This is a genomic window from Pseudoclavibacter sp. RFBA6, from assembly GCF_002931575.1.
GTDB lineage: Bacteria > Actinomycetota > Actinomycetes > Actinomycetales > Microbacteriaceae > Pseudoclavibacter > Pseudoclavibacter terrae.
Genome location: NZ_PSUA01000012.1, coordinates 507,974 through 533,534, shown reverse-complemented (window position 1 = coordinate 533,534; position 25,561 = coordinate 507,974). Strand labels below are relative to the sequence as shown.

At 67.4% G+C, this 25,561-nt stretch carries 27 protein-coding genes; 14 read left to right on the top strand and 13 right to left on the bottom strand.

Annotated elements, in window-relative coordinates; genetic code table 11:
• Positions 1–30 precede the first annotated feature (30 nt).
• The 5 genes from lipB to ilvA are packed head-to-tail and all read left to right on the top strand — an operon-like array spanning position 31 to position 4,796.
• Complete coding sequence (lipB, locus tag C5C17_RS12490) at positions 31–681, top strand: lipoyl(octanoyl) transferase LipB (protein ID WP_104253681.1); 651 nt, start codon at positions 31–33, stop codon at positions 679–681.
• Positions 678–1,670 carry a lipoyl synthase gene (lipA, locus tag C5C17_RS12485; protein WP_104253680.1) on the top strand — a complete coding sequence of 331 codons (993 nt, stop codon included), beginning with the start codon at positions 678–680 and terminating at the stop codon, positions 1,668–1,670. Before lipB ends, lipA begins: the two co-directional genes overlap by 4 nt.
• Before the next feature lie 39 nt (positions 1,671–1,709).
• Positions 1,710–2,279 (top strand): LemA family protein, encoded by a 570-nt coding sequence (locus C5C17_RS12480; RefSeq protein WP_104253679.1) that lies wholly within the window; start codon positions 1,710–1,712, stop codon positions 2,277–2,279.
• Positions 2,280–2,319: 40 nt separating this feature from the next.
• Positions 2,320–3,552, top strand: a complete 1,233-nt coding sequence (locus C5C17_RS12475; protein WP_104253678.1) for an AI-2E family transporter — start codon at positions 2,320–2,322, stop codon at positions 3,550–3,552.
• The gene (ilvA, locus tag C5C17_RS12470; RefSeq protein ID WP_104253677.1) at positions 3,549–4,796 is read left to right on the top strand and encodes a threonine ammonia-lyase; all 1,248 of its coding nucleotides are present in this window, start codon (positions 3,549–3,551) and stop codon (positions 4,794–4,796) included. The genes C5C17_RS12475 and ilvA overlap by 4 nt, the downstream gene beginning before the upstream one ends.
• Positions 4,797–4,884: 88 nt before the next feature.
• Here the strand turns inward: ilvA and greA are convergent, their stop codons facing one another.
• Entirely contained in the window at positions 4,885–5,370 is a 486-nt protein-coding gene (gene greA / locus C5C17_RS12465) for a transcription elongation factor GreA (protein ID WP_104253676.1), read from the bottom strand.
• A 67-nt stretch (positions 5,371–5,437) separates the two neighbouring features.
• Positions 5,438–5,911 (bottom strand): DUF4307 domain-containing protein, encoded by a 474-nt coding sequence (locus C5C17_RS12460; RefSeq protein ID WP_104253675.1) that lies wholly within the window; start codon positions 5,909–5,911, stop codon positions 5,438–5,440.
• Between the two features lie 96 nt (positions 5,912–6,007).
• Here C5C17_RS12460 and mca point away from each other — a divergent pair, with 96 nt between their 5' ends.
• Both mca and C5C17_RS12450 read left to right on the top strand, forming a co-directional pair.
• Positions 6,008–6,904: a mycothiol conjugate amidase Mca gene (gene mca, locus C5C17_RS12455; RefSeq protein ID WP_258066192.1), complete on the top strand. Its 897-nt coding sequence runs from the start codon at positions 6,008–6,010 to the stop codon at positions 6,902–6,904.
• Positions 6,901–7,275: a hypothetical protein gene (locus C5C17_RS12450; protein WP_146079172.1), complete on the top strand. Its 375-nt coding sequence runs from the start codon at positions 6,901–6,903 to the stop codon at positions 7,273–7,275. Before mca ends, C5C17_RS12450 begins: the two co-directional genes overlap by 4 nt.
• Here C5C17_RS12450 and C5C17_RS12445 read toward each other — a convergent pair.
• On the bottom strand, positions 7,272–8,264 hold the full coding sequence (locus C5C17_RS12445) for an IS481 family transposase (RefSeq protein WP_104253672.1): 993 nt from the start codon (positions 8,262–8,264) through the stop codon (positions 7,272–7,274). The two genes, C5C17_RS12450 and C5C17_RS12445, sit on opposite strands and share 4 nt — an antisense overlap.
• 135 nt (positions 8,265–8,399) lie before the next feature.
• Positions 8,400–9,047, bottom strand: a complete 648-nt coding sequence (locus C5C17_RS12440; protein ID WP_104253878.1) for a hemolysin III family protein — start codon at positions 9,045–9,047, stop codon at positions 8,400–8,402.
• 166 nt (positions 9,048–9,213) lie between these two features.
• Between C5C17_RS12440 and C5C17_RS12435 the strand changes: the two genes are divergently transcribed.
• From C5C17_RS12435 to C5C17_RS12425, 3 genes are all read left to right on the top strand, one after another.
• Positions 9,214–9,990, top strand: coding sequence for an isoprenyl transferase (locus C5C17_RS12435; protein WP_374953918.1), 777 nt, complete (start codon positions 9,214–9,216; stop codon positions 9,988–9,990).
• 258 nt (positions 9,991–10,248) lie between these two features.
• Positions 10,249–11,568 carry a PhoH family protein gene (locus C5C17_RS12430; protein WP_244295968.1) on the top strand — a complete coding sequence of 440 codons (1,320 nt, stop codon included), beginning with the start codon at positions 10,249–10,251 and terminating at the stop codon, positions 11,566–11,568.
• A 223-nt stretch (positions 11,569–11,791) separates the two neighbouring features.
• Positions 11,792–12,307 (top strand): prepilin peptidase, encoded by a 516-nt coding sequence (locus C5C17_RS12425; RefSeq protein WP_181028583.1) that lies wholly within the window; start codon positions 11,792–11,794, stop codon positions 12,305–12,307.
• Positions 12,308–12,410: 103 nt separating this feature from the next.
• Here C5C17_RS12425 and C5C17_RS12420 read toward each other — a convergent pair whose 3' ends face one another.
• The 6 genes from C5C17_RS12420 to fbaA all read right to left on the bottom strand — a co-directional run bounded on the left by C5C17_RS12420 (position 12,411) and on the right by fbaA (position 17,670).
• On the bottom strand, positions 12,411–13,814 hold the full coding sequence (locus C5C17_RS12420) for a class II fumarate hydratase (protein WP_374953914.1): 1,404 nt from the start codon (positions 13,812–13,814) through the stop codon (positions 12,411–12,413).
• A 59-nt stretch (positions 13,815–13,873) separates the two neighbouring features.
• The gene (locus tag C5C17_RS12415) at positions 13,874–14,521 is read right to left on the bottom strand and encodes a DUF4245 domain-containing protein (protein ID WP_104253667.1); all 648 of its coding nucleotides are present in this window, start codon (positions 14,519–14,521) and stop codon (positions 13,874–13,876) included.
• Positions 14,521–14,745: an exodeoxyribonuclease VII small subunit gene (locus C5C17_RS12410; RefSeq protein WP_374953913.1), complete on the bottom strand. Its 225-nt coding sequence runs from the start codon at positions 14,743–14,745 to the stop codon at positions 14,521–14,523. Before C5C17_RS12410 ends, C5C17_RS12415 begins: the two co-directional genes overlap by 1 nt.
• Before the next feature lie 5 nt (positions 14,746–14,750).
• Positions 14,751–16,031, bottom strand: a complete 1,281-nt coding sequence (gene xseA / locus C5C17_RS12405) for an exodeoxyribonuclease VII large subunit (protein ID WP_258066191.1) — start codon at positions 16,029–16,031, stop codon at positions 14,751–14,753.
• 170 nt (positions 16,032–16,201) lie between these two features.
• The gene (locus tag C5C17_RS12400) at positions 16,202–16,648 is read right to left on the bottom strand and encodes a DUF6264 family protein (RefSeq protein ID WP_104253665.1); all 447 of its coding nucleotides are present in this window, start codon (positions 16,646–16,648) and stop codon (positions 16,202–16,204) included.
• A complete protein-coding gene (gene fbaA / locus C5C17_RS12395) occupies positions 16,645–17,670 on the bottom strand; it encodes a class II fructose-bisphosphate aldolase (RefSeq protein WP_104253664.1) in 1,026 nt (341 codons plus the stop codon). Before fbaA ends, C5C17_RS12400 begins: the two co-directional genes overlap by 4 nt.
• Positions 17,671–17,902: 232 nt before the next feature.
• Between fbaA and glpX the strand changes: the two genes are divergently transcribed.
• Positions 17,903–18,835, top strand: a complete 933-nt coding sequence (glpX, locus tag C5C17_RS12390) for a class II fructose-bisphosphatase (RefSeq protein ID WP_258066204.1) — start codon at positions 17,903–17,905, stop codon at positions 18,833–18,835.
• Between the two features lie 116 nt (positions 18,836–18,951).
• On the opposite strand, the gene C5C17_RS12385 is transcribed toward glpX, so the two are convergent.
• Both C5C17_RS12385 and C5C17_RS12380 read right to left on the bottom strand, forming a co-directional pair.
• A complete protein-coding gene (locus tag C5C17_RS12385; RefSeq protein ID WP_104253662.1) occupies positions 18,952–20,184 on the bottom strand; it encodes a DNA recombination protein RmuC in 1,233 nt (410 codons plus the stop codon).
• A gap of 30 nt (positions 20,185–20,214) precedes the next feature.
• Positions 20,215–20,844: an exonuclease domain-containing protein gene (locus tag C5C17_RS12380; protein WP_374953912.1), complete on the bottom strand. Its 630-nt coding sequence runs from the start codon at positions 20,842–20,844 to the stop codon at positions 20,215–20,217.
• Positions 20,845–20,897: 53 nt separating this feature from the next.
• On the opposite strand from C5C17_RS12380, the gene ychF reads away from it, so the two are divergent.
• Entirely contained in the window at positions 20,898–21,971 is a 1,074-nt protein-coding gene (ychF, locus tag C5C17_RS12375; protein ID WP_104253660.1) for a redox-regulated ATPase YchF, read from the top strand.
• A gap of 65 nt (positions 21,972–22,036) precedes the next feature.
• Positions 22,037–22,699, top strand: a complete 663-nt coding sequence (locus C5C17_RS12370) for a mismatch-specific DNA-glycosylase (protein WP_258066189.1) — start codon at positions 22,037–22,039, stop codon at positions 22,697–22,699.
• A gap of 79 nt (positions 22,700–22,778) precedes the next feature.
• Here C5C17_RS12370 and C5C17_RS12365 read toward each other — a convergent pair whose 3' ends face one another.
• On the bottom strand, positions 22,779–24,299 hold the full coding sequence (locus C5C17_RS12365; protein WP_219820508.1) for a hypothetical protein: 1,521 nt from the start codon (positions 24,297–24,299) through the stop codon (positions 22,779–22,781).
• A gap of 211 nt (positions 24,300–24,510) precedes the next feature.
• On the opposite strand from C5C17_RS12365, the gene C5C17_RS12360 reads away from it, so the two are divergent.
• Positions 24,511–25,530 carry a DUF6892 domain-containing protein gene (locus tag C5C17_RS12360; protein WP_146079171.1) on the top strand — a complete coding sequence of 340 codons (1,020 nt, stop codon included), beginning with the start codon at positions 24,511–24,513 and terminating at the stop codon, positions 25,528–25,530.
• Positions 25,531–25,561: the final 31 nt, after the last annotated feature.

Sequence of the window (25,561 nt, the reverse complement as noted above, 5' to 3'; positions counted from 1 at the left end):
ACTGCGTACAACATATGCCAGACTGTGGCCATGATGGATGTACTCACACCGGGATTCGGCCCCGCCGCGGTCGACTACGCCGAGGCTCTCGCCCTCCAGCGAACGCTGCACTCCGAGCGGGTGTGCGGTGAGCGCGGCGACGCGCTTGTGCTGCTCGAGCACCAGAGCGTCTACACCGCGGGTCGTCTCACGCGGGCGAGTGATCGGCCCGTTGACGGCACTCCGGTGGTTGATGCAGATAGGGGCGGACGGTTGACCTGGCACGGGCCGGGTCAGCTCGTCGGCTACCCGATCGTGAGGTTGCCTGAACCCATCGACGTGGTCGCTCACGTGCGCCGGCTCGAGACCGCGCTCATTCAGCTTGTCTCGGAGTACGGGGTTGAAGGCAGGCAGGTGGCGGGGAGGTCGGGCGTCTGGGTGGGGCACGAGGATGCGCCGCGAAAGATCGCGGCGATCGGCGTCCGGGTGGTCCAGGGGTGCACGATGCACGGCTTCGCCTTGAACTGCTCGAATGCACTCGAGCCGTTCGCGCGCATCGTGCCGTGCGGCATCACCGACGCAGGCGTGACGTCGCTGAACGCTGAGCTGCAGCGAGTAGTCGTGACTCCCTCTCAGATCGCTCCGCGAGCGGCCCAGGTGCTCATCGAGCACTTGGATGTCAGCAGGGCGGTCGCAGCATGACGATCAAGCCGGAAGGGCGGAAGCTGCTCCGTGTCGAGGCGCGCAACGCGCAGACGCCGATCGAGCGCAAGCCGGAGTGGATCAAGACGAGAGCCAAGATGGGGCCCGAGTTCACGAGGGTCTCCGAGCTCGTGAAGGAGGGTGGTCTGCACACGGTCTGCCAGGAGGCAGGGTGCCCCAACATCTACGAGTGCTGGGAAGACAGGGAGGCCACGTTCCTCATCGGGGGATCGCAGTGCACGCGCCGGTGCGACTTCTGCCAGATCGACACGGGCAAGCCAGCGGAGTACGACACCGACGAACCGCGGAGGGTCGCCGAGTCGGTGACCTCGATGGGGCTCCGCTACGCGACGGTGACGGGTGTCGCTCGAGACGACCTGCCGGACGAGGGCGCATGGCTGCACGCGGAGACGGTGCGACGCATCCACGCCGACAACCCCGCAACAGGGGTTGAGATCCTTGCGACCGACTTCTCCGGAAACCCGGAGCTGCTCGCAGAGGTCTTCTCGTCCCGGCCGGAGGTGTTCGCACACAACGTCGAGACCGTGCCTCGCATCTTCAAGCGCATCCGCCCCGCGTTCCGGTATGAGCGGTCCCTCGGCGTCATCACCCAGGCGAGGAACGCGGGCCTCGTCACGAAGTCCAATCTGATCCTCGGAATGGGGGAGGAGCGGCGCGAGATCGAGCAGGCGCTCACCGACCTTCACGAGGCAGGCTGCGACATCATCACGCTCACGCAGTACCTGCGTCCCAGTCCACGGCACCTACCGGTCGACCGTTGGGTGAAGCCGCAGGAGTTCGTCGAGCTGAAGTCGGTCGCCGAGGAGATCGGCTTCCTCGCCGTCCTGGCCGGCCCGCTCGTCCGATCGTCGTACCGAGCGGGGCGCCTGTGGGCGCAGGCAGCTCGCCGCCGCGGGATGCCCATCCCAGACCACCTCCGGCACCTCGCGGAGTCCGCGTCCAGTGAATTCGCTCAAGCGGTGAGCTGACCCCGCCGCCTCGCAGTCGATGCGGGTTACCATTCCGGCATGCTCGAAGTCTGGATCGCCGTCGGAGCCGTGCTCCTCATCGTCATTGCCATCGCCGTGTACGCGGTCGCCACGAGCCGCTCGTTGAAGCGGCTGCAGGCACGCGTGGATGCAGCCTGGACTGACATCACCGCGCAGCTCGTCGCGCGCGAGGAACTCCTTCCGCAGCTCGAGAGCAGCGTGCGAACCTTCGCAACACACGAGGACAAGGCCTTCGCCGCATTCGACCAGGCGCGCCAGGCCAGCTCCCAGGCGGAGACACCTGAAGAGGTGAGCGCTGCCGAGAACCGCGTGCAGGGCGCGCTCCGCGGTCTCTTCGCCGCCGCAGAGGCCTACCCGCAGCTGCAGGCGAGTCGGGAGTTCCTGCAGCTGCAGTCCGACCTCGTCGACGTGGAGAACCGCATCCAGGCATCGCGCCGCTTCTACAACGGAGGCGTGCGCGAGTACAACACCAAGGTCAAGGTGTTCCCGAACAATCTCGTCGCGGGCCCGCTCCACTACGAGCAGCGGTCGTTCTTCGAAGTGGCCGACCGGGCCGCCATATCGCAGCCCCCGCGGGTGCAGTTCTAGTGGCACCGACGCGCCCGCGGGCGCTCCTAGTATTGAGCCTATGACCGAACGAGACCTCGACGAGACGACCGCCACGGCGGCTTCGACGAGAACCGGCTCCACACTGGCGCAGAATCCCTCGCCGGCGCTGCGCAATGAGAGCGAAGACGAGCTCGTCCCACGAGGCCTTCGCATCGGCGCTGCCTGGGCCTGGCGCAGCGTGGCGATCCTGCTCGCCCTCATCCCGCTCGGCTGGCTCGTCACCCAGGCGTCGCTCCTCGTGATCCCCCTGCTCGTGGCCGCACTGCTCGCATCGCTGCTGGCCCCGCTCATGAAGTGGCTGGTGGGGAGCGGGCTGCCGCGCTGGGCCGCGCTCATCCTGTCGCTCATCGTGCTGCTGGTCGCCATAGGCACCCTCATCACGCTCGTGATCAGCCAGTTCGCGCAGGGGTTCAACCTCGACCTCGGGAAGCTCGAGGCGCAGTACCAGCTGGCCCTGCAGTTCCTCAGGGACTCCCCGCTGCACGTCACCGAGGAACAGGTCGACGCCGGTCTGAGCGAGATCGTCGACTGGGTGCAGTCGAACGTCAACTCCATCGCATCGCAGGCTGTCTCGGTCGGGTCCAACGTCGCCGCGTTCCTCGCCGGGACGCTCGTCACCGCGTTCGCGCTGATCTTCTACCTGCTCGACGGCCGCAGCATCTGGCTCTTCATCGTGTCGATCTTCCCCAAGAAGGCGCGCGCCGCCATCGACGGAGCCGGGCAGCGCGGGTGGATCTCCGTGGGCCACTACGTGCGGGTGCAGGTGCTGGTCGCCCTCATCGATGCTGTCGGCATCTACCTCGGTGCCGTCATCCTCCAGGTGCCGTTCGCGCTGCCGATCGGCGTCATCGTGTTCCTCGCCTCGTTCGTGCCCTACATCGGAGCGATCTCGGCCGGCACGATCGCCGTCGCCGTCGCACTGGCGTACAACGGCTTCCTCAACGCCCTCATCATGCTCATCGTCGTCGTGGCCGTCATGCAGATCGAGTCGCACATCCTCCAGCCGCTGATCATGGGCAGCGCCGTCAAGCTGCATCCGCTCGCCGTGCTGCTGTCGGTGAGTGCCGGAACCATCTTCGGCGGCATCGCCGGAGCCGTCTTCGCGGTCCCGCTCGTCGCCGCGGGCAAGGTCATGGTCCAGTACATCTCACGGGGCTCCTGGCGGGACGAACCCGACCCGACCAAGATCACGAAGCCCCCGACACCCCAGCGCGAGAAGTCGCAGCGCGAACAGAAGGCAAGCACGGTATGACCGCTCCCACCATCACGCTGGACCAGATCGTCGCGGCACGCGAAATCGTGCGGCAGGTCATCTCGCAGACGCCCATCGACTCGGCGCGGTTCCTCTCGGAGAAGCTCGGCTCGCCCGTGCTGCTCAAGTGCGAGAACATGCAGCGCACCGGGTCGTACAAGATTCGCGGCGCGACGTACCGCCTCTCGCAGCTGAGCGAAGAGCAGCGGTCTCGCGGCGTCGTCGCCGCCTCGGCAGGAAACCATGCGCAGGGCGTCGCGTTCGCTGCGCGAGAGCTCGGCATCAAGGCGACGATCTTCATGCCCGTCGGCGTTCCGCTTCCCAAGCTGCAGGCCACGCGTGGCTACGGCGCCGACGTGGTCCTCACCGGTGTCAACGTCGCCGACGCTCTGGTCGCGGCGAAGCAGTTCGCGGTCGACACGGGGGCGGAGTTCATCCACCCGTACGACCACGCCGACATCATCACGGGGCAGGCCACGCTCGCGCTCGACATCCTCGAGCAGGCACCCGACGTCGACACGATCATCGTGCCCATCGGCGGCGGCGGCCTCATCTCGGGCGTCAGCGTCGCGGCGTCGCTCCTCGGAGAGCAGCGTGGCCGACCGATCCGCATCATCGGAGTACAGGCCGCGAACTCCGCGCCCTTCCCGGTCTCACTCGAGGCGGGCTACCCGGTGAAGATCCAGGCGCGGCCGACGATCGCCGACGGCATCGCCGTCGACGTGCCAGGGGACATCACGTTCGAGGTCGTGCGCAACCTCGTTGATGAGGTGGTCACGGTCTCCGAGGACGACATCTCGCGGGCGATCCTGCTGCTCGTCGAGCGCGCCAAGCTCGTCGCCGAACCAGCCGGGGCGACTGCCGTCGCGGCGATCCTCGCCGGCAAGATCAAGGACGCGGGCACGACCGTTGCGATCCTCTCCGGCGGCAACATCGACCCGCTCATGCTCGAGAAGGTGCTGAGCCGCGGGCTCGCCGCATCCGATCGCTACCTGAAGCTCGTCATCGAGCTGCAGGACGTGCCGGGACAGCTCGCGCTCATCGCGAAGACCATCAGCGAGGTCAACGCGAACGTGGTCGAAGTCCTGCACACGCGCCACAACAAGGGCCTGCAGGTGAGCCACGTCGAGCTCGAGGTCTCGGTCGAGACGCGCGGCACCGAGCACTCGCATCAGGTGATGGATGCGCTTCGCGCGCTCGGCTACCAGCCGCGCACCAGCCGCGACGCGGCCCCGATGCCATGACCCGAGCATCCGGCCAGCCCTGACACAGAAGAGGACCTCCAGCGGGAGGTCCTCTTCTGCTGCACCGCGTGAGCGCTGCGGCGGATGTCTACGGGTGGAAGGTCTCGACCTCGACGATCTCGACGTCGATGGAGTTGCCGTTCGGCGCCTCGTAGCTGGTGGATGCGCCGACCGCGAGGCCCAGGATCGAAGCCCCGAGCGGGCTCTCGCCCGAGTACACACGCAACTGCGTCTGCGAGGCCATCTCGCGGCTGCCGAGGAGGAACTTCTGCTCCTTGCCGCCGATCTTGGCCGTCACGACCGTCCCCGTCTCGACGATGCCGGACGCCTCTGGCGCCTCGCGGACCTCGGAGTTCTTCAGCATCGTCTCGAGCTGATTGATGCGGGCCTCGATCTTGCCCTGCTCGTCCTTCGCCGCGTGATAGCCGGCGTTCTCCTTGAGGTCGCCGTCTTCGCGCGCCTCTTCGATGCGCTTGGCGATCTCTTCACGACCGTTCACGGCGAGCTCGTCGAGCTCCGCCTTGAGGCGGTCATACGTCTCCTGGGTGAGCCAGGTCACCGATGGGTTAGCCATGCTGGAACTCCTTGTGCAGCCGGATACGACCAAAGCCCTGACGCGAGTCAGGGCCTCAAGCGCCATTCTACGGCAACCAGCATTCCTTCACCAAAGCTGTCGTGCCCGCCTTCGTCGTCCGGACCTGGGCATTCAGCACCTGGGACGCCTCATCGGTGGGCGGGACGTCCACGACATCCCAGCCGACGACTGCCTGCTGCTCGTCGCGGATCTCGATAGCGCACGTCACCTCGGTGCCCGCCGGGGCCGTGATGCGGTAGTCGAAGCTCACGTTCGCGTCGTCCAGGATCGAGAACCGGACGGTGTCGGCACGGATCGCCGACGAGGAGACCGGGCCGACGGTCGTCGTCGCCCAGAACGCGACGACCGCGATGACGAAGATCCCGACCACCATCCAGATCCAGCGCTCCGGCTTCTTCTCGGAGCGGGGGGCGCGCGCGCCATATCGATCGACGAGATCAGCCCGATCGACGAGATCAGCGCGGTCGGCGAGGTCAGCTGCGGGGGTGCTCGCGGCGACGGTTTCGCGTTCAGCTGACACTGGGGGTTCCTCTCGGCGGGAGGGTGTGCACGGCCAGAAACTGGCGGCCGCGCGAGATAGGCTCTGTACCTAGGTTAACGTTCCACGAGGAGACCAGTGACACTTCGACTGATGGCGGTCCATGCCCATCCCGATGACGAGTCCAGCAAGGGCGCGGCGACCTACGCTGCGTACCGTGCGAGGGGTGCCGAGGTCATGGTGGTCAGCTGCACCGGTGGCGAGGCTGGCGACATCCTCAACCCGGGGCTCGAGTCCGTCTTCCACGCGCAGCGTGACCTCGCGGGCCTCCGCCGCGTCGAGATGGCCGCAGCGCAGGAGTTCCTCGGCGTCGAGCACCGGTGGCTCGGGTACGTCGACTCCGGTATGGCGTCGGAAGACGGCTCGCTGCCCGTCAACTCGTTCGCGAGCATCCCACTCGACATCTCCGCGCGGCCGCTGCTGCGCCTCGTGCGCGAGTTCCGCCCGCACGTGCTCGTCACGTACGACGAGAATGGCGGCTACCCGCACCCGGACCACATCCGCACGCACGACGTCTCCATGCGCGTCTGGCGCGAGTCCGGACTCGCGTCGCACCCCGAGCTCGGCGCGCCCTGGCGCATCTCGAAGCTTTACTACGACCGCACGATGAACGGGAAGCGGGCGGACAGCCTCCTGCAGCACATCAAGGGGCTCGACCCGGAGTCCCCGCTCCTCGAGCGCCTCGAGCAGATGCTCGCCTGGATGCGCGACAAGCCGAGCAACGTCACGACCCAGATCCAGATCGACCAGTTCTTCGACGCCCGCGACTCGGCCCTCCGTTCGCACGCGAGCCAGGTGGCGCCCGACAGCGGCTTCTTCGCGATTCCGCGCGACATCGAGGCGGCGGCCTACCCCTACGACGACTTCGAGCTGGTGGACTCACGCGTTGATGCGCCGACGCCGGAGACCGACCTGTTCAGCGGTGTGGACGAGCGCAACGACGACAAGCAGCGCGCCCAGGGGGCTTCCGAGTGATGATCGTCGCACAGGCCCAGACCTGGCTGCTTGCACTCGCCGCGACCGCGCCGACGCCGGGGGAGGAGCTGCCCTTCAACCCGGATGACGTGACTCCGGGCCCGCTCGGCTTCTTCGTCTTCATCTTCGTCGCGGTCGCGACCGGACTGCTCGTGATGGACCTGATCCGCCGGACGAGCCGCGTCCAGGCGCGAGCGCGCATCCGCGAGCAGCTGCAGGCCGAGATCGCTGCGGGAAAGGCGGCGGACACCGCCGCCGTAGAAGGGTCGGAAGACTCGATCGCCGTGGTGCCGGCAGACGCCCACCCGGACGGCCAGGCCGCACCGGAGGCGCAGCCAGCCGCAGACGAGAAGAAGAAGATCGCCGACTAGGTGTACTGCTCAGGCAGGTTGGTCAATCTGCTGATGGGTGTGGTCTTCCCGATTCCGGTGTGGAGTCTGTGGTGATTGTAGGTGTGGAGCCAGGCCGGGAGTGCTGAGCGGCGTGTGGTTTCGTTCGGGTAGTGGCGGGCGTAGTCCCAGCCCTCGGCGAGCGTGCGGTGGAAACGCTCGATCTTGCCGTTCGTCTGCGGCCGGTAGGGGCGGGTCTTCTTCGGCGTGATCTGGAGGTCTCGGCAGGCGTCTCGCCAGGCGTGGGACTTGTAGGCGGACCCGTTGTCGGACAGGACCCGTTCGACGGTCACGCCGCGATCGCGGAACCAGGAGGCGGCTCGGCGCAGCACCCCGATCGCGGTGACGGCTTTCTCATCGTCATGGATCTCGGCGTACGCGACTCTGGAGTGGTCATCGATGACGGTGTGGACGAACGCGGTCCCGATCCGTCGTTCGTGGTTCGCGGTGCGGGGCTTGCCCGGAGTCGCTGCGCGGTTGCGGTCGCCTTGTCGTCTCCCCACGAAGCGCCAGCCGCCGCCGTCGGGGATGTTGCCGAGCTTCTTCACGTCGACGTGGATCATCGCGCCGGGGTGGTCGTGCTCGTAGCGGCGGACGGGCTCCCCGGTTCGGACATCGACATGCGAGAGCCGGTTCAGACGGGCCCGGACGAGGACCGCGTGCACGGTCGAGGCCGGAACGTTCAACTGCCCGGCGATCTCGACCGCGCCCATCCGCTTGCGCCAGCGCAACGCGATGATGCGCTTCACGAGCGACCGCGGGGTCCTCGTCGGTGAGTGGTGCGGGCGCGACGACCGGTCTTGCATGCCCGCCTCGCCCATCGCGGCATAGCGGGAAGCCCAACGATCGGCAGTGGGCCAGGAGACTCGGAAGAAGCGGGCGGCGGCAGCGACCGTCCAACCGTCATCGGCGACAAGACGCGCGAGGCGCAGACGGTGACGCGGGGTCAGCGCGGCGTTAGCGTGGGACATGAGGACCTCTCTGGTGAAGCGTGCAGTGGTAGCAGCTCCACAATGCACCGAGAGGTCCTCACCCCATTTCCTCGCCTACAGCGAGTCGTCACACATCAACCAACGTCCCTGAGCAGTACAACTAGGCCGGTCCGCCTATCCGGCGAAGACCGGTGGGTCGATGCACAAGAGCAGGATGCCCGTCCACTGGCTCAGGAACGCCAGCACCGTGAAGACGTGGAACAGCTCATGGAAGCCGAAGTGACCTGGCCAGAAGTTCGGACGCTTGAGCGCGTAGAAGACCGCGCCCACAGTGTAGAAGAGACCTCCGACGACGATGAGCACCACCGTCGCCACGTTGACCGCCGCGATATCGCCGAGGTACGCGACGGCCGCCCACCCGAGAGCGATGTACAGGGCCACGTAGAGCCAGCGCGGCGCGCCGATCCAGAACACGCGGAAGCAGATGCCGAGCAGCGCGGCGCCCCAGACGACGGTGAACAGCGGCCACCCCTTCTCCGGCGGCAACGCGACCAGCGCGATGGGGGCGTACGTCCCCGAGATGAGCAGGAAGATGTTGGCGTGGTCGAAGCGCTTGAGTGCGACACGCGTCTTCTCGCTCCAGTTGAAGCGGTGGTAGAGCGCTGAGATGCCGAACAGCAGCCACGAGCAGAGGGCGTACAGCGCGCAGGCGAGCTTCGCGGTGGTGCCCTCAGCGAGCACGATGAGCACGATGCCAGCCACGACCGATACGGGAAGCGTGCCGGCATGCACCCAGCCGCGCCAGGACGGCTTCGCCTCCATGACCGGCGCCCCTGACTCCGCCTCGAGCACGGGCAGGTGCACCGCGGGCTCGGGCCCCGGGTCGAGTTCATCGTCTGCGTGATGTTCAGAAGCCACCCTCGAACTCTACGCGGCCCCGTGCGCGTGCATCCGACCCATGGTCCGGTACGTTGGCTGAACCATGTCGATGATTCCCACCAGCTTGCGGAGCTTCCTGTACGGGTTGTACACGAGGCGGCTGCGTCGATCTCTGCACGGACGTCCCAAGCCGAAGCACGTCGCGATGATCATCGACGGCAACCGGCGCTGGGCCAAGCAGCTCGGCCTGCGCGACGCCGCGCAGGGGCACGCGGCGGGCGCGGCCAAGATGATGGAGTTCCTCGCCTGGTGCGACCGGGAGGGAGTGCAGGTCGTCACGCTCTACCTGCTCTCGAACGACAACCTCAGGAACCGCAGCAGCGAGGAGCTCGACGCCCTCATCGACATCATCGAGAAGCTCGCGATGCAGATCGCCGACAACGCGCGCTGGCGCGTGCACCACGCAGGGTCTTCGGAGCATCTCCCGGCCGGACTCGGGGCGACGCTCGAGCGCCTGCAGCGTGACACGGCTCAGCGTCGCGGCATGCACGTGAACCTCGCCGTGGGGTATGGCGGGCGCAGCGAGATCGTCGACGCGATGCGTCGGATCGTTCGCGCGCACGCCGCAGACGGAGGCGATGTCGCCGCACTCGCGGACATCCTCACCCCCGACCTCATCGCGGAGCACCTCTACACGGGCGGGCAGCCGGACCCCGACCTCGTGATCCGAACCTCGGGTGAGCAGCGGCTCAGCGACTTCATGCTGTGGCAGTCGGCCCACTCGGAGTTCTACTTCGTCGAGGCGCTCGGACCCGACCTGCGGGAGGTCGATTTCCTGCGCGCCCTGCGCGATTTCGCATCGCGCCAACGCCGGTACGGGCAGTAGCGGCCGCGCTCCCAGACACGAGCCAAGATTTAACGTTCGCCTGCGCGTGGCGTGCTCAGCATCGTCGTACGTTAATGCCATCAGGTACGGTGCCTGATCGAAACGGCCACAGGTTCCCGAAGTTCGTTTCACCCTACCGAGTGCCCCTGTGGTCGGAACGTAACCCAACGACGAGCGAGAGCTTGGCGAAGGAGCGGAACTGCCGTGACACCCGCACAGCGCAACACCGACCACCTCGAGAACGAGGAAGGGAGCGCCGTGCACGTCGCGGTTCCCGACACCGCGACCTCGACCCGCACCTACGTGCTCGACACGTCGGTGCTCCTCAGCGACCCGAGGGCCCTGTTCCGCTTCGCGGAGCATGCCGTCGTCATTCCCGTCGTCGTCATCACGGAGCTCGAGAAGAAGCGGCACGACCCGGAGATCGGGTACTTCGCACGCCAGGCGCTCCGGTTCCTCGATGAGCTGCGCATGAAGCACGAGCGCCTCGACTTCCCGATCGCCATCGGCGAGGCGGGTGGCACGTTGCGTGTGGAGCTCAACCATTCGAACATGAGCGTGCTGCCCAGCGGGATGCAGCTCGGAGACAACGACACGCGCATCCTGGCCGTCGCGCAGAACCTGGCAGGTGAGGGGCTCGCGGTCACCGTCGTCTCCAAGGACCTTCCGATGCGCGTCAAGGCGTCGGCGATCGGCCTCGCCGCCGAGGAGTACCGGGCCGAGCTGGCTCGAGACACCGGCTATACGGGGGTGGCGGAGATCTCGCTCGGGGCGGACGAGCTCGACACGCTGTACACCGACGAGACGGTCGCCACCGGGGCTGTCGACGAGCTGCCCGTCAACACGAGCCTCGTGATCCACTCGGATCGAGGCTCCGCGCTCGGACGCGTGTCGGGGAAGGGCGCCGTCCGACTCGTGCGGGGCGATCTGGATGTGTTCGGCGTGCACGGGCGTTCGGCGGAGCAGCGCCTCGCGATCGACCTGCTCCTCGATCAGTCGATCGGCATCGTGTCGCTCGGAGGTCGCGCGGGTACTGGGAAGAGTGCCCTCGCCCTGGCCGCGGGACTCGAGTCGGTTCTCGAACGCGGGCTGCACCGCAAGATCATGGTCTTCCGCCCGCTCTTCGCGGTGGGCGGGCAGGAGCTCGGCTTCCTGCCCGGTGACCAGGGCGAGAAGATGAACCCTTGGGGGCAGGCGGTCTACGACGCCCTGTCGGCGATCGTCTCCGAGAACGTCATCGACGAGGTCATGGATCGCGGCATGCTCGAGATCCTTCCGCTCACGCACATCCGCGGGCGGTCGCTCCACGACGCCTTCGTGATCGTGGATGAGGCGCAATCGCTCGAACGGAACGTGCTGCTCACGATGCTTTCCCGCATCGGCAAGAACTCGCGCGTGGTGCTCACACACGACGTCGCCCAGCGCGACAACCTGCGTGTCGGCCGGCATGACGGCGTCGCCTCGGTGATCGAGACGCTCAAGGGGCACAAGCTCTTCGCCCACATGACGCTGACGAGGTCAGAGCGCAGCGACATCGCCGCACTGGTCACCGAGCTGCTGGGGGATTACGAGGTGTGAGGCTGAGCATGTCCGTGCGTTCTGCCCGGAACGCACTCCGGGCGGTCACCGCGCTCTCGGGCTGTGGATAACTTCTGCGGTGCACGAGTGAGGTGACTAGCGTTCTGGCATGGCAGAGAGAGCGAGGGGGAGCTCTTCTGCTGTGACGCGGCTGGGCTCCGCGCGCGAACACGGGGGAGTGCGGGGTCCAGACTCTTCGTCATGGCGGTGGAGCTTCGGGGAGGTGCTGTGCGTTGGTGCCCTGGTCGGCCTGGCGGTCGCCGCGGCGGTTGCGGGGCAGCTCCGCGAGCTCCCGGTGATGGTCGCGATCGCGATCGTCACGCCCAGTCTTGTCGTCACTGACGTGAGGGAGCACCGACTGCCGAATCCGCTCGTGGCGTTCGCCGCGCTCGGCCTGCTGCTCGCATCCTGCCTCGACTGGCTCCTCACCGGGAGCCTCGACCTGGCGGCGATCATCATCGGCATGCTGGTCGGAGCGGCGCTCCTGCTCTGCTCGGTGCTCGGCGGGCTCGGCATGGGCGACGTGAAGCTCGGGGCCGTCCTCGCGTCCGCGGCGGCTCTCGTGCATCCCTCCCTGGCAGTTGTCCTGGTGTTCCTCGCCATCCTGTTCGGGGGACTGCAGAGCATCATCGTGCTCGTGTGGACCCGGGATCGGCGGCGGAGCATCGCGCTCGGGCCGGCGCTGCTCGCCGGGTACTGGCTCCCCGTGGCGTGGCTGGCCGCGTCCCGCTGGGTGTGAGCCAGTCGCTTGCGACGCTGCCCGCCCGTTCGAGGACGACGCTGGGGGATGACAGCAATGACCCGCCGTGTCTCCACGGCGGGTCATTGCTGTGCAGACGCGCCTACAGGTTCGGCGAGGTCATGCTGAGCACGTCGAGCTTCTCGTCGAGCTGCTCTTCCGTGATGTCGCCGCGCTCGACGTAGCCGAGGTCGATGACGGCCTGGCGCACGGTGACCTTGTTGGCAACCGAGTACTTCGCGATCTTCGCGGCAGCCTCGTACCCGATGATGCGGTTGAGCGGAGTGACGATGGACGGGGACGACTCGGCGAGGGCGCGAGCACGTTCTTCGTTGGCGACGAGGCCATCGACGGTCTTGTCGGCGAGCACGCGCACGCTGTTCGCGAGGAGACGGATGGACTCGAGCAGCGCGGTTCCCATGACGGGGATCTGCACGTTCAGCTCGAACGAACCGGAGGCTCCGCCGAAGACGATGGCTGCGTCGTTGCCGATGACGCGTGAGGCCACCATGAGGACCGCCTCCGGCACGACCGGGTTGACCTTGCCCGGCATGATCGAGGAGCCCGGCTGCAGGTCGGGGATCAGGATCTCGCCGAGGCCGGTGTTCGGCCCGGATCCCATCCAGCGCAGGTCGTTGTTGATCTTGATGAGGCTCACCGCGATGGTCCGCAGCGCGCCCGAGGCTTCGACGAGGCCGTCGCGTGCACCCTGTGCCTCGAAGTGGTCGAGCGCTTCGGTGAGCGGCAGCTTCGAGTTGTCGGCCAGCTCGGCGATGACCTGCTGCGAGAATCCGGCCGGGGTGTTGATGCCGGTGCCCGTCGCGGTGCCGCCGAGGGGCACCTCGGCGACGCGTGAGATCGTCGACTGCACGCGCTCGATCCCGAGGCGGATCTGCCTGGCGTACCCGGCGAACTCCTGGCCGAGCGTGACCGGGGTCGCATCCATGAGGTGCGTGCGGCCGGCCTTCACGGTGGTCGCCCACTGCTGGGCTTTGCGCTCAAGAGCCTCAGCGAGGTGCTCGAGACCGGGGACGAGGTTGTTGAGCAGCGCGTCCGTGACGGCGACGTGCACCGATGTCGGGAACACGTCGTTCGACGACTGCGACGCGTTGACGTGGTCGTTCGGGTGAACGGTCTCGCCGAGGCCTCGTGTCGCGAGTGTCGCGAGGACCTCGTTGATGTTCATGTTCGACGAGGTGCCGGAGCCGGTCTGGTAGACGTCGATCGGGAACTGATCGAGGTGCTCTCCGTCGATGATCTGCTGTGCGGCAGTCACGATGGCGTCGGCCACGGGCTGCTCGATGATGCCGAGCTTGGCGTTCACGATCGCGGCGGCGCGCTTGATGCGCGCGAGGGCGATGATCTGGCCCGGTTCGAGGCCCGCACCGGAGATGGGGAAGTTCTCGACGGCGCGCTGGGTCTGCGCAGCGTAGAGGGCGTTCTTGGGAACGCGGACCTCGCCCATCGTGTCGTGCTCGATGCGGTACTCGTCTTGATTTTCCACCACGTTGTGTGACCTTTCCAGGTAGCCGATCTCTGTAGAAGCCAGCCTACCGAGTGCTGGCCTCAGCCGAGGTCGGCGGCGACGAGCTCCGCCAGTTTCGTGACGGTCTCCGGCTTGTTGTTGCCGTAGACGAGGTACGCCTGGTCGCCCTGCTCGTGAACGAGCATGTACGCACGGTTGCCGGCGTCTTCCGGGCTCAGGTTCGTTGCGTCGTACTCGACCCAGTCGAGACCTCCGACCTGCACGGTGCCCGTCGGCGTGCGCTCGCGCGTCGCGTCCAGCAGCCAGGTCGGGTTGATGCCGATGCCCTGGCTCACACCCACGTACTCCGTCGGGGCCTCCTTCGGGCCGACGAGGAAGCCGATGTACCACTCGCTCACGCCGTCGGCGCTGGTGCGGATCTCCGCCTCGTTCGCTGTCCAGTCGGCGGGAACCTGCGGCACGACGAGCGGCTCGGCGAAGTCGCCCTGCGCGCTCTGCGCTTCCGAGGCGAAGTCGACGTCGAAGGACACCGGCGTCTCGTTGCGGGGCACGATGGCGACGATGAAGATCACGAGGCCGAGCGAGACGAGGAGCGAGTAGACGAGATTGTTGATCGTCTTGCGCTTGCGGTACAGGCGCGAGGACTCAGCTTTGCGGGCGAAGGTCTCTTCCGGAGTCTCCGGTCGGCCGAGCTCCGCGACGATCGGGGGTTGCTTCTGCTTGGCCATCAGGACTCGTCGGTGTCGTCGGTGCGCCGGCGTGCCGCCTCGAGGCGTTTGCGTGCGCCGAGCAGCCACGACTCGCAGTGCGCCGCCAGCTGCTCGCCGCGTTCCCAGAGCTTGAGCGAGGCCTCAAGGGAGGCGCTGCCCTGTTCGAGCTGGCTCACGACGGAGATGAGCTCGTCGCGTGCCTGCTCGTAGCTGAGCTCTGTGATGTCGGACTGTTCCTGCATGGTGGTCATTCTACGTTCGCCTCCGTCGCGCCGTTCGAGACGCCGGTCGTGATGATGGGCTCGCCGCCGAGGGACGAGGCCGTGATGCGGCCGTCGGCCGTGCGGATGCGGAGCTCGGCGGATGCCGGGGCGTCCTGCCACGCCGTGACGAGCGTCCGAGTGGCGCCGTCGACGCGCTCGACGATCGAGTATCCACGCTCGAGCGTGCCCTGCGGGGAGAGGCCGCGCAGGTGTCGGGCAAGCGACTCGAGCTTGTCCTGTTCTCGGTCGATGCGTCGGGTGATGAGCTCTTCGCCGCGCTGCGAGGCGCGCATGAGCTCCTCTCCGCGCTGGTCGATGATCCAGGACGGGTTGGCGAGCGCCGGGCGGGACACGAGGGACTCGAGCGCGTTCGACTCGCTGCGAACGCGGTCGACGATGCGCTGCAGGATTCGGGACCTCGCCTGCTGGACGCCAGCGAGCTCCTCCGCCACGTCTGGCACGACGCGCTTGGCGGCGTCCGTCGGCGTGGAGGCGCGAAGGTCGGCGACGTCGTCGAGGATCGGGCGATCGGCTTCGTGGCCGATGGCGCTGACGACGGGTGTCGAGAGCTCGGAGACGAGCCGAACGAGGCTCTCGTCGCTGAAGGGGAGGAGGTGCTGGAAGTCGCCGCCGCCTCGCGCGACGATGATGACGTCGACCTCGGGGTCTGAGTCGAGCGCCAGCAATGCGGCCGAGACCTCGGCGACCGTGCGCTCGCCCTGCACGGAGGTGTGGATCGTGCGGAACTGCACTGCTGGCCAGCGGAGCTCCGAATTGCGTCGCACGTCCTTCTCAGCATCGGACTCGCGCCCGGTGATGAGTCCGATCGTGCCTGGCAGGAAGGGGAGCGCCTTCTTTCGGCCATCGGCGAAGAGGCCCTCGGAGGCCAGCTGCTTGCGGAGCCGTTCGAGTCGTTCGAGGAGGTCGCCGAGGCCGACGTGCCGCAGGTCGGAGACCTGCATGGAGAGCGTGCCTCCCTTGACCCAGAAGTCGGGTTTGACGCTCGCGATGACCCGGTCGCCTTGCTTGAACTCGCCGTCGAGACGCTGGACGACGCTGCGCCAGGCGGTGACCGAGAGCGTGGCGTCCGCGTCGAGGTCCTTGATCTTGCCGTAGGCGTGCCCGCCTCGGATGCTCCAGCCGGTGAGCTCGCCCTCGATCCAGACGGAGCCGAGGCGCGCGATCCAGTCTCGGACGAGTTCGGAGACGACGCTGACCGGCCAGGGTGCATCCGGTGTCGACTTCGGGGGCTGGATGACGACCACGTGCCTCTTTCGCAGATCTGGGCTGCCCCGCGCGGACGCGATCGGGACTGCGCGTCAGGACCGAAAAATTCGGCCCTGCCTCGCGATATCGAGGATATCGCGAGCCAGGGCCGAGTTCTCGTCCCTGTGGAGAGCGCGAGGCGCTCGTCGGCGCCGCCGCGCGTGTCCCGTCAGGTGGACGTCGGCGTCGCGGTCGGCAGTGCGCCGCTCGAGAGCGCCTGGAGCAGTTCCCCGTGCAGCAGGATCGCGGTCAACGTGAGGCCGAAGATCGTGACGAGGGTGGCGGCGGCACCGATGATGGGGATCCACATGGCGCGCTTGCCTGCTTTCCAGCGGATGAGCGTGAGGTACAGCGTGAGCGCGTAGATCGCGGGAAGCACGAGGATCGCCGTCGTTGACAGCACGCCGAGCCCTTCAGGCCGGACGTAGTCGCTGATCCCGAAGTCCTCGTAGAGCAGAGCCATCTGGCCTGCCAGCGAGTTCTCCGTGAACGTCGTCATGTTCAGGATCGTGGCGACGAGGCCGAGCACCAGGAACCCGATGCCGAGGAAGCGGTCGTTCTTGCGTTTCGCTTCCTGCAACGAGTCCTGCTGCTCGGCTCCCGGCGTCACGCTCACGCGGCTGAGTTACCGAACGAGCCGAGCTGCTTGGTGGCTTCGACGACTCGAGCCGCCATCGCGGTCTCGGCCTTCTTGCCCCACGAGCGGGGGTCATAGACCTTCTTGTTGCCGACTTCCCCGTCGATCTTGAGGAAGCCGTCGTAGTTCTTGAGGACCGTGTCGGCAACCGAACGGCTGAACGCGTACTGCGTGTCCGTGTCGATGTTCATCTTGATGACGCCGTTGCGGACTGCTTCGGCGATCTCTTCGTCGGTGGAACCCGAGCCGCCGTGGAAGACCAGGTCGAGCGGCTTGGCCGCGGTGCCGTACTTCTCGGCCAGGCCCGCCTGGATCTCCGCGAGGAGTTCGGGACGGAGCTTGACATTGCCGGGCTTGTAGACGCCGTGGACGTTGCCGAACGTGAGCGCGGCCATGTAGCGGCCGCGGTCGCCGAGACCGAGGGCTTCGACGGTCGCGATCGCGTCATCGAGCGTCGTGTAGAGGTGCTCGTTGATCTCGTGGGCGACGCCGTCCTCTTCGCCGCCGACGACGCCGATCTCGACCTCGAGGATCTGGTTGTTGGCCTGGGTGAGCTTGAGGATCTTCGACGCGATCTCGAGGTTCTCGGCGAGCGGCACAGCGGAGCCGTCCCACATGTGCGACTGGAAGATCGGCTCGCCGCCGCGCTTGATCTGCTCGGCCGATGCCTCGAGGAGTGGGTAGACGAATCCGTCGAGCGCGTCCTTGGGGCAGTGGTCGGTGTGCAGCGCGACCGTGATGGGGTAGTTCTTCGCGACCTCGTGTGCGAATGCGGCCATGGCAAGCGCGCCGGAGGCGCGTGCCTTCACGGACTGGCCGGCGAAGTAGTCGGCGCCGCCCGTCGTGACCTGGAGGATGCCGTCAGAGCCGGCTTCGGTGAGACCCTGGAGGACGGAGTTGATGGTCGACGAGCTGGAGACGTTGATCGCGGGGTACGCGAAGCCGCCTTCCTTGGCTCGGTTCAGCATCTCGGCGTACTGGTCCGGTGTTGCGATGGGCATGTGTGCTCCTTCAGCGCTTGGAACTTACGCGTGAAGTCTAGCCAGGGCCGCCGACTTTCTCCGAGCGTGCGTACTAGGGTTGGGAACTGGATAGCGCGGAGCAATGGTGTCGTGTGATTGCTCGGCGAGAACGTCCACAACGCCAGCGAAAGGGACCCCTGTGACCTCAACTTCCGCCACTCCGACTCCTGAGCACGGGCAGCTCTTTGCGAACCCGGACCGCAACCTCGCTATGGAGTTGGTGCGCGCAACCGAGGCCGCTGCCATCCGAGCGACGCCGTTCATCGGGCGAGGCGACAAGAACGCGGCCGATGGTGCCGCGGTCGACGCCATGCGCAAATTCCTCTCTACCGTCGACTTCGCCGGCGTCGTCGTGATCGGCGAGGGTGAGAAGGATGAAGCCCCGATGCTGTTCAACGGCGAGCAGGTCGGCAACGGGCAGGGCCCTGACTGCGACATCGCGGTCGATCCGATCGACGGGACGAGCTTGACCGCCGCTGGGCGCCAGAACGCCCTGAGCGTCATCGCTGTGGCTGATCGCGGTTCGATGTACAACCCGAAGGATCTCTTCTACATGGAGAAGATCGTGACCGGCCCCGAGGGGGTCGGGGTCATCGATCTCGCTCGCCCGATAGGCGAGAACATCCGTGCGCTGTCGAAGGCGAAGAACAAGCCGATCGAGGACATGGTCGTCGCCGTCCTTGATCGACCGCGCCATGAGGAGCTCATCAACGAGATCCGCGAGGCCGGTGCGGGCACGCAGCTCATGCTTGACGGCGATGTCGCCGGCGGCATCAACGCGGCGCGTGGAACCGGGCGCATCGACATGTGCGTCGGCATCGGCGGAACGCCGGAGGGCATCATCACGGCCTGCGCGATCAAGGCCCTCGGCGGCGTGCTCCAGGGCCGCTGGTACCCGCGCAATGCGGAGGAGCGCGAGCGGGCGATCGCCAGCGGGCACGACCTGGAGGCAGTGCTCACGCAGGACGATCTGGTGCGCACCGAGAACACCTACTTCGTGGCCACCGGCGTGACCGACGGCGGTCTGTGCGCGGGTGTGCGCCGCGTCGGCAACCGCATCCTGACCGACTCCGTCGTGCTTCGCTCCCGTTCGGGCACCGTGCGTCGCGTGACGGCCGAGCACATGGCCGACAAGTGGCTCTGATCTCGGGAGCACGCTGACACAGCGCTCTCGCTGTCCATCGGATACGACGCCCGCCTCTGGCCGGTGGCGCATCCGGTGGGCAGCGTTTCGTCGTCGACGTGAAGGGGGATCGAGTGTCAGCGCTGGCTGAGTTCGGGTTCCGTCGGTGTGAGGTGACCCTGCTCTGTCAGCTCGGGGGCGGTGATTCCACGCAGCTGCTCCTCGACGGGGCGTGGCGTGTGGATGGGGGAGCCGATGTTGAGCGCGTCGAGCTTGCGAGCCGTCGGCAGGACGCGCGTCTCGAGCGAGCCGAGGAAGGCGTTGTAGCTGGTCGTGGCGCCGGATAGTGATCGGCCGAGCTTGTCGATGTGGGTGGCGAGCGTCCCGAGGCGGGTGTGGAGCTGGGTGCTGAGCTCGAAGATCTCGTGCGCCTGGTCTTGAAGGACGTCCTGTTGCCAGGCGTACGCGATCGCGCGGAGCGTCGCCCAGAGCGAGACCGGGGAGGTCACTGCGACTCCGCGGTGAATGGCGTCCTCAAGCAGCGACGGGTCGGAGGCGACTGCGGCTGAGAGCGCCGACTCGCTCGGCACGAAGGCGATGACCAGCTCAGGCGAGCCCGAGACCGCGCTCGGGTAGCCGCGGGCGGCGAGTGCCACGACGTGCGCCCGCAGCGTCTTCGCGTGCTCGCCCATGAGCGTGCGACGCCTGGCGGTCTCCTCCTCGTCGCCGAGCTCGCTGAGCTGGCTCGCCGCGAGGTACTTCGCCATCGGTGCTTTGGCGTCGATGACGAGATGCTTGTCGCCCGGGAGATGCACGATCATGTCGGGGCGACCGGGGCCTGTCTCCCCGGTGACGCTGACCTGCGTGTCGAAGTCGACCCGCTCGATCATGCCGGAGGCCTCGACGATGTTGCGCAGCTGCGCCTCGCCCCAGACACCGCGCGCCTGATTGGACTGGAGCGCTGAGGCGAGCGAATCGGTCGTCGCTCGAAGTCGCTCGTCGGCCTCGTGCTGGTTGCGGAGCTGCTCGCTCAGCTCGCCGTGCTGCTGGAGCCGCTGCTCCTCGATCGAGGCGACAGCTCGACGCATGAGCTCGAGCTGCTTGTTGACCGGGGCGAGCGCCGTGAGCACCTGCTGCTCGCCGACCTCCTTGGAGCGCCTCGCATCCAGTTGTACGCGTTCTCGAGCGCGGACCTCCTCGAGATGCTGCTCTGCTGTCGCGCGCGCCTCTCCGGCAGCCACCGCGCGAGCGCTCGCTCCCGCGAGTTCGGCGGCCAGCTGCTGACGCTGACTCGCGCCCCGCATCGTCGAAATGGCGAAGCCGACGACGAGGCCGAGGAGGAGCCCGATGACGAGGGGAATGATGTCCATGCATCCACCCTCGCAGGTGCCTCCGACATTTCAGGCGAAGGTGGCCGCCGCGGTGAGTGTTGCGGCCAGTTCCCGCTCTCGCTCGAGTTCGATCCGTTCGATCGGAACGCCCTGCAGTGCGGCGAGGGATGCGAGGTCCGTGGCGCCGAATCGTCTCGCAGTGTCGCTCACGACGGCGGCGCTTGCCTCCGCGTCGGACACGGGATCGTGGTGCACGAGCGTGGTGAAGCCCGCCGCTGCTGCGGCGACGGGGAGCCGGTAGGAGTGGAGCTCGTAGCTGCGTCGAGCGAGCCGCAGGGAGCAGAAGTACGTGAGGGGCGGGAGCGCCGCGCGTGTCGCCAGGGAGCTCGCGAGCAGAACTCCGATGTCGAAGCGAGCGTTGTGGGCGACGAGGACATCGTTGCCGCAGAAGTCGAGCAGCGCGGGCAGCTGCGCCTCCCAGGTCTGGGCCGAGCGCGTCAGCTCTCGGCTGATCCCATGGAGCTGCACGTTGAACGGCAGGAAGACGTCGTGGGCCAGCGGGGGTCGGATGAGCCACGTCGCTCTCTCGACCACGGTGCCGCCACGGACCCGCACGAGGCCGACAGCGCAGGCCGAGGCGGGGGAGCCGTTGGCGGTCTCGAAGTCGATCGCCGTGAAGTCTATGGTCACGTCATTCATGGTGGCACGAAGTCGGGCCCGCAACTCGCGGCGGGCAAGTACGATAGACCCTCGTGGCTCTTACTCTTGGCATCGTCGGCCTGCCCAACGTCGGCAAATCGACCCTTTTCAACGCACTCACGAAGAACCAGGTTCTCGCGGCGAACTACCCGTTCGCGACGATCGAGCCGAACGTGGGGGTCGTCGAGCTGCCGGACGCTCGCCTGAAGGTGCTCGCGGAGATCTTCGGCTCGGAGCGCATCCTCCCGGCCGCGGTGTCGTTCGTTGACATCGCCGGTATCGTGCGCGGTGCGAGCGAGGGGGAGGGGCTGGGCAACCAGTTCCTCGCGAACATCCGTGAAGCGGATGCGATCGTGCAGGTCGTGCGCGGCTTCGAAGACGGCGACGTGGTGCACGTCGACGGCAAGGTCGAGCCGGCCAGCGACATGGAGACGATCAACACCGAGCTGATCCTCGCCGATCTGCAGACCATCGAGAAGGCGCTCCCGCGGTTCGAGAAGGAAGTCAAGCAGAAGCGTCTTGACTCGTCCGTGCTCGAGGCGGCGAACGAGGCCAAGGCGGCGCTCGACGAGGGAACGCTGCTCTCGGCGACGAAGATCGATCTCGAGCCCATCAAGGAGCTCGGCCTGCTGACGGCCAAGCCCATGATCTTCGTCTTCAACATCGACGAGGCCGCGCTGAGCAGCGAGGAGAAGCTGGCCGAGCTGGCCGCGCTCGTCGCACCCGCGAAGGCGATCTTCCTCGACGCGCAGACCGAGTCGGAGCTCATCGACCTGGACCCGGAGGAGGCGGCAGAGCTGCTCGCGTCGCTCGGTCAGGACGAGTCGGGCCTCAGCCAGCTCGCGCGCATCGGCTTCGACACGCTCGGGCTGCAGACGTACCTCACCGCCGGCCCCAAGGAGTCGCGCGCGTGGACGATCCGCAAGGGCTGGAAGGCGCCTGCCGCTGCGGGCGTCATCCACACCGACTTTGAGCGCGGCTTCATCAAGGCCGAGGTCATCTCGTTCGACGACCTCGTCGAGACCGGCTCCACCGCCGAGGCTCGCGCCAAGGGCAAGGCCCGCATGGAGGGCAAGGACTACGTCATGCAGGACGGCGACGTGGTCGAGTTCCGCTTCAACGTCTAGCGGCGCCCACGGTCACCGTCTGCTGCGAGCAGGGAGCCTCGGACCGTCGATGTAAAGGACCTGCGTTGAGTGATTCGCCCGCATCTGCGCCGATTCCTGCCAAGGCGCGTCGGGAGTCGCCGCTTGGTGGTCGGAAACCTCTGACCGTCGAGCTCGCCGCGTTCCGGGGCAGCGACGCCGATGCCGTGGACGACGTTCTCCCCGTCGATCTCGCAACGGTCCGTCTCCTCATCGTGGGCGTCAACCCGGGGCTGTGGACTGCGGCGGTCAACGCCCCGTTCGCTCGGCCGGGCAACCGCTTCTGGCCCTCGTTGCACCGAGCCGGGTTCACGGACCACGTCGTCGACGCCTCGCGCGGGCTTCTGGACGACGATGAGCAGTCGCTGCTGCGCCACGGCATCGCGATCACGAACCTGGTCGGTCGCGCCACGGTGCGAGCCGACGAACTCTCCCGCTCAGAGTTGCAGACCGGTGGGCGGCGACTCGTCGGGCGGGTGCGGGAGATGCGCCCGGACGCGGTGGCCGTTGCCGGTATCACCGCCTTCCGGACCGCATTCGCGCTGCCCAAGGCGGTGCTCGGACGGCAGGATGTGCTCGCGATCGACGGTTGGCCTGACGGCGTGGACCTCTGGGTCGTTCCTCAGCCGAGCGGGCTGAACGCGCATGAGACGATCGACACGCTCGCGGCCAAGTGGCGAGAGGTCTGGGATTCGCTGCCACCCGGGTGACACTCCGTACCTGGACTGAACAGGTCAGGTCCCGGACCGAGCAGAGGGGCCAAGCCGCGGGTGCCGTTGAGACTGGGACTCAGCGGTCGCGGTGCGGCAGCCAGAGGTGGACGTTGATACCTTCCGGCGGTTCAAGGCTCACCGCGATGGTCGTGACGTGCACGCCGTCGCGTGCGTGCACGTGGATCCAGCCTTGCTCGAAGTCGCGCAGATCGTCGTGCTCGCCGATGTACGTCGGCACTCCGAATGGGAGCTCCTTGCGGGTTGGGCGCGCGGGCGTTCCGTCGACGAACGCGGCGAAGCGCTCGGCGTGAGAGCCAGTGCCGCCGACCTCGACGCGAGCAAGACGACCAGTTAGGAACGTGAGGTCGACCCCATCGAGCCGACCGACGGCCAGCACAAGCGGATGCTGTTCATCCCGGCCGAGGGCGTCGAGGAACATCGTGAACTCGCCCGAGCGCCACCGGTGGATGCGATGCGACACGCTGACCCCGACGGGGACCGCCGTCAGCTCGGTCACCGCCGCGTCGGCTTCGTGCGAGCTGTACTCCGTCAACAGATCGCAGGCCCCGAACCGTCGGAGTTCCATCCGGCCGGTCGTTGCGAGCGGCGCACCGAACCCTCGACGAATCTCCTCACGCGTCCCTGGCCAGTGCGGCCTGCGCACTTGCGGCGTCGCAGTCGCCCGGAGCACAACGTCCGACGCAGGTGAGGGCCGGAGACGAACGCTCAGCACCTGCGCATCCTGAACCTGCACCTCCGCGCCGCTGTCCAACTCGAGAAGGCGCCTCGGGAACCCCGATGACACGGCCCAGCGCCGACGGACCTCCCCGAGAAGCTCGACCCCGCGCGTCCAGGCGCAGCCGCCCTGCGGCTCGCCGAGCATCTCGAGGACCAGCCGCATCGGCCCGTCCGGCAAGGGCTGCGCGGCGGGACGCTCGAGGAGTACCTCGGTGAGCCCCACAGCGTCGTAGCGGAGGCGCACACGATCACCTTCGAGGACGTGCACGTCCGAGTGCCCGCCGACGTGAGCGCCGAGCACCGCCGCCACCTCAGCTCGACTCGCCCCGGCACCGAGCCCTGCGATGAGACCAGCCGGTCGCGGATACGCGCCGTCCCCGTTCAGCGTGAAGCGGATGCTCGTGACGCGCCCGGCATCCACGGCCATGTCCTCCGTTCCGCCCGCGAGCGCGCGCGAGACCGTCGCGCGTTGCGAATCCAGGGGCTCGCCCAGGGCGTCCACGTGGTGCCAGATCTCCCCGTCGATCTTCGGGGGGAACATGCGGCTCCTCGCGGGAACCCATTGCTCCGGATACCAGGACCCACCGCGAGGGTCGAAGAGCCTGAGGTCGTCGTGCTTGCCTGACCAGCACTCGCCGACGAACCCTGGCTTGACCGAGTCCCAGAGCAACTCCCCGACGTACTGCTCGGTGGTGAGCTCGAAGAGTGCATCCGCGGAGCCGTGCCCGACCTGCTGGTCGACGCCGACCCAGGTGATTCCAGTCGTCGTCTCGACGCCGAGGCTCGGCTGGCTCCTCACCTGCACGAAGCAGCGCGAGTCCCGCTCCGGCACCTTCGATCTGCTTCTGCGCTTCGACACTCGGGGTCCGCCAATCCGGTCTGCCATGGCAGGGGCAGCGCCCTCACAGCAGCAACCGTACCCGGATGCTGGACGATGACGACCTCAAGTACCGCCAGTGCCGGGCGCAGAACCAGCACGGCGCGCTGCTCGCGCACAGGCGTGCCGCCTCGCATACTGTTGGTCTCGGTTGAGCCTCGAGGGAGTGGTGATCATGGGTGGAGACGTGAACATGCCGAGCATCGATGTCTCAAGAGACGGGGTCCGAGTCGACGGTGTCCTGGTGGACGCTCAGAGCGTCCGCGCCCTGACGGAGGTCTTCGGCTCGCCGCGCACCCTCTCTCCCAACGGGAGCACCACCTGGGTCGTCTGGGACGACGTCGGCGTGCGGGTGTCCACGAAGGACGGTGAGGTGGCGACTGGCGTGTACGTGACCGTCGCGACCGATGCGCGCAGCGAGTCCAAGCGAGACGAAGCGGCGCGTCTGTATCGCCCGTCGGGTGTCTACACGGGGGCGTTCACCATCGAGGGGCAGCCGCCGATCGCAGCGGCCCCGGATGCGGAGCTCCGGAAGGCGTACCTCATGCTCCGGTTCAGGGTCGGGGATTGGGAGTTCGTCCTGCTCCTGAACACCACCGAGCTGCAGGAGCTCCACGCCATGGAGGCACGGGAGCGCTTCGCCAGAGCGCAGACCGACGAGCTCGCCGACATGGTCCGGTCAGCGCAGGCACCGGTCACGGAGATCATCGCCTCGCACAAGCCCGTGCTGCCGGTGAAGAAGCCGTCCGGGAAGTGGAAGCTTCCGGTGCCCGACGAGCAGACACTCTCGCTGAAGTCGTTCCCGTTCCGGCTCGCGATCCTCAACGAGCTCATGTTCGTCCAGCGGGTACTTGGTCCGCGCTTCAACGTGTACGACTTCGCACAGGATCGAGGAGCGAAGAACTTCGATCCGGACGAGTACTACGACACCATGATCCCTTCCGTGCGCGCCTGGCTGCGCGGCTACCCGATCCCGGCCCGCGTGGCAGGGAAGGTCGAGCAGCTCGTCCTCGACGGCGGCAACGAGATCTACGCGCAGCTGATTCCGCGGTGGGACGGGGAGGACAACAGCTTCGACATCACGACGATCACGGACCACGACCTCGAGCCGTTCACGAACCTCCGGCGAGTGGAGGACATCGGCGGCTTCCTCGGCGTCCGCGCGCGCAGGGCGCTCGAACGGCGCGGCGTGCACGTCGACGGTGCCGACTGAACCGTTTCCTGCGAACAACACCACTTGGCAT